Source organism: Candidatus Neomarinimicrobiota bacterium, from assembly GCA_041862535.1.
Lineage (GTDB): Bacteria > Fidelibacterota > Marinisomatia > SCGC-AAA003-L08 > TS1B11.
Genome location: JBGVTM010000067.1, coordinates 1 through 6,937, shown reverse-complemented (window position 1 = coordinate 6,937; position 6,937 = coordinate 1). Strand labels below are relative to the sequence as shown.

At 54.3% G+C, this 6,937-nt stretch carries 7 protein-coding genes; 2 read left to right on the top strand and 5 right to left on the bottom strand.

Annotated features, from left to right (window positions below):
* The coding region (locus ACETWG_02935) for a 7-carboxy-7-deazaguanine synthase (GenBank protein ID MFB0515544.1) at nucleotides 1–304 on the top strand (304 nt) is incomplete at its 5' end.
* Between the two features lie 129 nt (nucleotides 305–433).
* Here ACETWG_02935 and ACETWG_02930 read toward each other — a convergent pair.
* The 4 genes from ACETWG_02930 to ACETWG_02915 all read right to left on the bottom strand — a co-directional run bounded on the left by ACETWG_02930 (nucleotide 434) and on the right by ACETWG_02915 (nucleotide 4,827).
* Nucleotides 434–1,255 (bottom strand): flagellin, encoded by an 822-nt coding sequence (locus ACETWG_02930; GenBank protein MFB0515543.1) that lies wholly within the window; start codon nucleotides 1,253–1,255, stop codon nucleotides 434–436.
* Nucleotides 1,256–1,320: 65 nt separating this feature from the next.
* On the bottom strand, nucleotides 1,321–1,530 hold the full coding sequence (locus ACETWG_02925) for a hypothetical protein (protein ID MFB0515542.1): 210 nt from the start codon (nucleotides 1,528–1,530) through the stop codon (nucleotides 1,321–1,323).
* 240 nt (nucleotides 1,531–1,770) lie between these two features.
* Nucleotides 1,771–2,691, bottom strand: coding sequence for a ChbG/HpnK family deacetylase (locus ACETWG_02920; protein ID MFB0515541.1), 921 nt, complete (start codon nucleotides 2,689–2,691; stop codon nucleotides 1,771–1,773).
* A gap of 117 nt (nucleotides 2,692–2,808) precedes the next feature.
* Nucleotides 2,809–4,827 carry a beta-N-acetylhexosaminidase gene (locus tag ACETWG_02915; protein MFB0515540.1) on the bottom strand — a complete coding sequence of 673 codons (2,019 nt, stop codon included), beginning with the start codon at nucleotides 4,825–4,827 and terminating at the stop codon, nucleotides 2,809–2,811.
* A 346-nt stretch (nucleotides 4,828–5,173) separates the two neighbouring features.
* Between ACETWG_02915 and nagA the strand changes: the two genes are divergently transcribed.
* Nucleotides 5,174–6,370 carry an N-acetylglucosamine-6-phosphate deacetylase gene (gene nagA / locus ACETWG_02910; protein ID MFB0515539.1) on the top strand — a complete coding sequence of 399 codons (1,197 nt, stop codon included), beginning with the start codon at nucleotides 5,174–5,176 and terminating at the stop codon, nucleotides 6,368–6,370.
* Nucleotides 6,371–6,492: 122 nt separating this feature from the next.
* Here the strand turns inward: nagA and ACETWG_02905 are convergent.
* The coding region (locus ACETWG_02905) for a DJ-1/PfpI family protein (protein ID MFB0515538.1) at nucleotides 6,493–6,937 on the bottom strand (445 nt) is incomplete at its 5' end.

Here is a 6,937-nt window from a genome sequence, read left to right as displayed (position 1 = left end):
CTTCAAGACGCCCTCCTCAGGGATGATGAAGCACAACCGCTGGTCTATCCTGGATGATCTGGCACCGCATGATGAAATCAAGTTCGTCATCGGTGATCGGAAGGATTATGACTGGGCTAAAAAGCAGATAGAGGCGCACCAGCTAAACGAGCGCCACACGATCCTGCTTGCACCCGTCTATGGCGAAATGGAATCCCAGACCCTGGCGGAGTGGCTCCTTACCGAGCCGCCGGCTGGGGACCCCGTGCGGTTCCAGATCCAATTGCACAAGGCCATCTGGGGACCACACCGAAGAGGGGTCTAACAAGGGAGTTTCAGTTTTCCGTTCCTATTCGCGCCCGGATCATCGGACTGCGATTCTCCCCAATACAAGGAAACCCGGCTTTTTAGGCCGGGTTTCCTCTGGAGGAGCCCCAACTGGTAGTGCTGGTTACTATGCGAAGAGCGATAGGACCAGCTGGGGTGCCGCATTGGCCTGTGAAAATGCTGCAAATCCCGTTTGCTGAATGATCTGGTTGCGAATAAGATCCATCTGCTCTTTCGCGAAGTCAGCATCCTCAATCCGGCTCCGGGTGGCCTCGATGTTGGTCACCGCGATGGCCAGGGTATCCGACTTATTATCCAACCGGAGCATGTACTCACCTACCCTCTGGGCAGTGACGTTGAGGGTGTTGATGGCATCGTCTACAGCGGCGATAGCAGTCGAGGCTGAGTTGGCATCGGAAACCTTGAGGCTGGAAACTCCTAAAGCCCCCGAATCCGCCTGGACCAGCTCGACGTTGAAGATGTCCCCGGCAGCGGCACCGGTCTGGAACACGGCTGCCGTAAAGGAGCCGTCGATCAGCAACGTCCCCTGGAACTCGGTCTCATTTACGATGTCATCGATCTCGTCTACCAGGGCGTTAATCTGACCTTGGACCGCTTGCTTCTGATCGGAGTTGTAACTGTCGTCCGCGGCCTGAACCGTCTTCTCCTTGATGACCTGGAGAATGCCGGCAATCGCCAGGTAACCGCCCTCAGCAATACTGAGTACGTTCTTGGCGGTCTCCACGTTATTGAGAGCCTGTGAAAGTGAACGCCGACGCGACTCGATGGATCGAGCCAGCGAAAAACCTGCCGGATCGTCCCCGACTGAGTTGATCCTCAGACCCGAAGATAATCGCAGCAGACCTTTGCTGACTTGTCTGTTTGTACCGAGGAGTTCGTTGTAGGAAGCCAACGCTGCCAGGTTGGCGTTGATACGTGTGAAACTCATGATTACCTCCTTGTTTCATGAGCATGGGCATTGCTGCCCTTGCGGCTTTGGTTTCGAGCACCGTTTTATCGCTCCTTGACTCCGGTGCTCTCGCTCAGGTTCACCAGCGCGATTGCGGCAGCGCTGATTCCCTTTTGCTTCCAGCCTTCACTATCGGCACCTTGACCGATATCTTTAACAAATTCTTTTGAATCCGGAAATGGAACGGCCCCACCTGGCTCTGTTACCGTCGAGAAACGATCCCAGACATCCTTTCTCAAGTGGTATGATGACAAACCCTTTCCGGCCCGGATCCATGCCGCCAAACCGGATCAAAACCAGCAGGCTCGGTCATCCTGTAAAGCCATCACTTGAAACTGGAGATAGGCCGGAATTGCCCAGTGCTGGAAAGATAGAATCCGCGACTCCGGGGGCAGATATCCCCATTTGATGAAGTATGGTAGTGCTTTACGTAGGAGAATTCCCGAGGGAATGATCTGGTTGCTCACTAGAAGACAGCGGGAGAAAATCGCATCCTAGTACCCTGTGTCCGCCGGCCGTCGCATATTGTCCAGCCCCATTCGCGTAATAAATTCGCGATAGGTAATCAGGTGAATCCGGAGCGCTTCCAGGCCTGCCTTGAATTCTTCGGAGCACAGAGCCTCCAGTTCGGCACTGCGATGCTTGCTCATCTCCGGCAGGCCATGAGGGTTCAAGTCCTGCAAGGCACTTAATTCCGGGGTGTCCTGCCCGATGTGAAAGACTAACAGATTCACCACCTCCGGTTCCAGCTCTTGAAGAAAAACTACCAGGCTGTCGGTCTTATATTCATACGGGACATTGTATATGCCCCGCGCATCCACTTCACCAAAATAACGCGAAATGCCCAAACCGTACTTCCGGGCCAGCTTTTCAACCACGGCCCGGAACGCCGGCGTGGACACGGCTGTGCCCATGTGATAGTCAACGTAGTCAAGGCGCAATCCCGTCGCCAGCGCCCTTTCTATCTGGGCCCGGAGCTCCCTTCTCACATGCGATACTTTGGGCTTGTTGGCATAGAGCTGGTCCCGGCTGGGAAAGAAATGGCCCGCTTCATCCACCAGGCTGGCAACCTTTCCTCTGTCCGCCACCGGACCCCACTTGTAGTTTTTCCACTCAGCATTCAGGGTAAGGTGCACCCCCACCGATACTTCCGGGTGCTCCTTAAGAATATCCACCGCCTCCTGATACCAGGGACAAGCGAACATAACCGACGCTGAAAAGGGCAGTCCGGTTTGAATGACCTGCCTGAGGGCCTGGTTGACGGCGTGACTCATCCCGATATCGTCGCACCTGATCAACAACTCAATCGGCTTGCTTACGTCAGGCCTGTTTTGCGCATCCGCGTAGGGCCCAGCCGTTACTACGACGATGGCCACCAAAATGAAAATGAACCATTTTACCCTTTCCCATGCCATCCGCAGTTTCCTTTCAGTTTATTGGTAGCTACGAGTGACACCGCAAAGTCACCTCGCTTCTGGGTGTCCTGAAGGTTACCTGTTGCCATCCGATACAGCTGAATCACTGGAGTCAATTTAATCCGCCTCTGTTGGAAACACACCGCCCGCCGCCTGGACTAAAGCATCAATGGCGCTTATCACCATCAGTTCCACCTGCCCGCGAGGCTGATTGGCGGCTTCAATCTGTTGACGCTTTTCTTGCACCCACTTCCTTGAGGCCCGCTTCCCCGCCTCAAGATACTCCAATGCCTCCAATCCCGTCGCTGAGATATATCCCAGGTCTGCAGAGAGCGTCTCGATTTCCTTCAGGATAGGTGACTGGACGATGATCACCTTCAGGCGGGCATGGTTGTCCCGCCACAAGGCCAGCCAGGTCGCAATCTCTTCAGCCTGCGGAGAGCGCTCTTTACGCCCGAAAGCCAGAAACCGTTTTCTAGGAACTGGATGGGCCTGCTTCGTAAGCAGGTAATCCTTGACCAGCCGCCGGAAGTTCCGGGCCACTCTAGCATCCGGGCGGGCGGCATCCACCACCCGCGTCAGCGGTGAATAAGATGTATACTCCCGCTGCCGGGGCCGGTTATATATCTTCACCGGCTCAATAACGTCAACCAATACTTTCAAAGGCTCAGTGTCAGCGTTGTTCGATAATCGTCGCAGCATCAGGGGATAGTTCCTTTCGTGAGTCAGGCCCAGCTCTTCCAGATGAAAACTCACCTCGTCCAGGCGACGATACATATCCTCAACCTCCCGAACGTGGGCGGGAGACCACAGCCGCTCGGCAATGGCTGCCAGACGAGGCCAGATCCGGGAATCTATCGTTTCCGGAGTAACAAACTCGGCCCACATAGTGGCCTCACCACCCAGAATATTAGCCTGTTCTTCACCGATGAGTTCAGCCCCCTCGGGAACGGGATCGTTGAGATAGTGATAGCCGGTGGGCTGGATGAGGTCGATGTAATAGCCATTGGACAGGATGCTCTGGTATCCCCGCCGGGCCGCTTCCACCAAAGCCTCCTGCCCCCGCCACGATTGGATAACAATATTGGTAGGCAAATCCGGATGGAAAATCTCATCCCAACCGACCAACTTGCGGCCGTAACTGGTGAGAATCTTAAGCACCCGACGATTGAAGTAGCTCTGGAGAGCATGGTTATCGGGTAACTGGTGGGCACGCATGAAGGCCTGAATCTCAGGATTGGCGTTCCACTGGTTGCCATTGACCTCATCACCCCCGATGTGCATATACTGGTCAGGAAACAGGGTGCTCATCTCCTTAAAGAAAGCATCCAGAAAAGCATAGGTCTCTTCCCGGGTTGGATCCATGGTGGGGTCAAATATGCCCCATTTACGCTCAATCGTATAAGGGCCCGGGGCGCTGGCCAGCTCGGGGTAAGCGACCAACCAGCTGGTGGCATGGCCGGGGATATCGAATTCAGGCATGACCCGGATGCCCCGAGCATCGGCATAGGCAATAACCTCCTTTATCTGTTCCTGGGTATAATAGAGCCCATCCGATCCCAGCTGATGCAGCCTGGGGTGCGTCCGGGACTCAACCCGGAAGCCCTGGTCTTCACTTAAGTGCCAGTGCAGCACGTTCAGCTTAACGGCCGCCATACCATCAAGGTTGCGCTTAATAACCTCTACGGGCATAAAATGGCGGCAAGCATCAATCAACAGACCGCGCCACGGAAACCGGGGGGCATCTTCGATCCTGATAGCCGGGAAATAATACCCCCTACGGTCCACGGCTAACAGCTGCAGCAGGGTTTCCAGCCCCCTCACAATACCGATGTCGGTCTCGGCGGCAAGGGTGATCTGATCACGGGTCACCTCCAGGGTATACGATTCGACTTCGCCGAGGACCACCTGGCCAATGCGTTGCCACTCTAGCTTCAGCGGCGCACGACTGGTAGTATCATCTGTGCCAATAAAAGCCTGGGAAAAGAAGAAACCCGTTCGCCCGGACAGACGCCGGAGCATGCGGGTTGCGCCACCATAAACCCGGCTAGCTTCCGGGCCACTCACGGCTAACGCGAATTCCTCCGTCACTCTGAAACGGCCGTCTCTTAACTCAAACTTGGCCGGTACAGGCATCAGATGCAGCTGCGAACTCGTAATTGGTCCACGCTGACCTGTCAGATTAGCCAATGGATACAGTAGTAGGAGAACATAAGTGGCGTAAAGAGATTTCATGGGTACCATCCAATATATATGCAGGTTTACAGTGGCATGTTAGCGGGAGCAACCATACGGGCGGAACTTAACCGGGAAATCAACGCGGTTCGTACACACTCAATGATACTTCCCCCAAAGAACAACATCCAATTACGAGCCAGTTACTGTCTCATAAAGGCAGGGGCTCCTCATTTCTCTTAATATAGCATGTCAGCGCCCTCGTAATTTTAGTAACATATTTAGTTAATCTACCCAACATTATCGAATGCACGACCATTTGATCATCCGCAACTGCCGGCTATACAATCAGCTGTCCCGGGAACAACCGACGGATATTTTGATCATCGCTGGCAAGATTGCCCGCCTCGGCAGCGTTGATACCGATATGGATCAATCCCCCATTATAGATGCCGACGGTCGCACTACCATCCCTGGACTTATTGACGTCCACATTCATGGTGCCGGTGGCGGTGACACGTCGCACGGCACGCCCCAGGCCCTCAACACTATCTCCACTACCCTTGCCCGGCTGGGAATCACCAGCTTCCTGGCCACGGCCATGACCCGCCCTGAGATCGGCAACGAGCACCTCAAAATCACGGGGCAACTCGTGGGCCAGGACCTGGGGGGAGCTAACCTTCTGGGGTTGCATCTCGAAGGACCTTTTATCAGCAGGGTCAAAAGAGGCGGTATCCCGCTCAATGCAATAAAAAAACCTTCCCGGAAAGCCCTTGACGAGCTGATACAGATCACCGGCGATAACCTTAAAATGATGACTATCGCTCCCGAAGTGGACGGCGCGCTGACCGTAATTCAGGCCATGGTCGACCACGGCATCATCGCTTCGTTTGGCCATTCCGACGCGAATTACATCGAAACCCAACGGGGCCTCGAAGCGGGCATTTCCCACGTTACCCACATTTTCAATACCATGCGCCCCCTCCATCACCGCGATCCGGGACCGGTTCCGGCTATCTTTGAACATCCGGATGTGACGGTGCAGGTCATCAGCGATGGCCTTCACTTGCACGAGAAGATGGTGCGCTATATCTACCAGCAATTTGGCGGCGAGCGCTGCGTCTGTATCACCGATGGCATGCAGGCTATGGGACTGCCTGCGGGACGGTATTACTATTATGGGCAGGAGTTCGAATCACAAGGCGGCGCCGCCCGCTACCTCGACGGCACTCTAATCGGAACAACCTACAGCCTCCACCAGCTGATGCTCAAATTCTGGGACTTTACCGGCTGTAACCTGGAAACCGCCGTAGATACCGCCGCCAGAAATCCGGCCACTGTACTGGGCCTTGTCGACAGAAAGGGTAGCATTGAACTTGGCAAGGACGCGGATCTGGTGGTGCTGGATCACGACCACTCGGTGTGGGCCACTATTATCGGTGGCCGACTGGTCTACACAAAAGAGGAAGTCCAAAAGCCCTCAAACAACCATTTTCAATACTAAAATCAGCTTCAATAAGGGGTCGGAGTAACTCGCTTAAACGATATTATAGATTCTTTTTTCCGGTCCAACGATTGGGATCAAGCGCAATTGAATTGAGTAACAAATGAACCATAAATAAATAGCTACCTTGCCTTCAAATATCCTAAGACCCACCGCATTAATTCTGGCAAGTCATCAGTACATCTGCTCGTAACTAAGTTCTTATCTTGATATACAGGCTGGTCAACCTGGCAAGCGCCGCAGTTCTCAATGTCCCGCTTCATCTCGGGCAGACCCGCCACTTTCATCCCTTCCAATATCTTCGCTGAGATGAGCACACTGTGTCCTTCGGCAATACTCGCGAGTAGTCTTCCATTATTAAACTGTTTTTGCACTATTTCCAGAAACGATCTGTTAGTTCTCATCTTGTCAGCGGCCCAATCACCCGGTACGACCAAACCGTCAAGGTCTCGCTCCAGGGCTTCAGCGACGGAAAGGTCACACTCCGCACTCAGCCGACTGATCCGGCTCCTAGGGGATGCCTTCCTTTTCTGCCCAATAAGCAGGACCTGGACCCCCTCGGCCTGG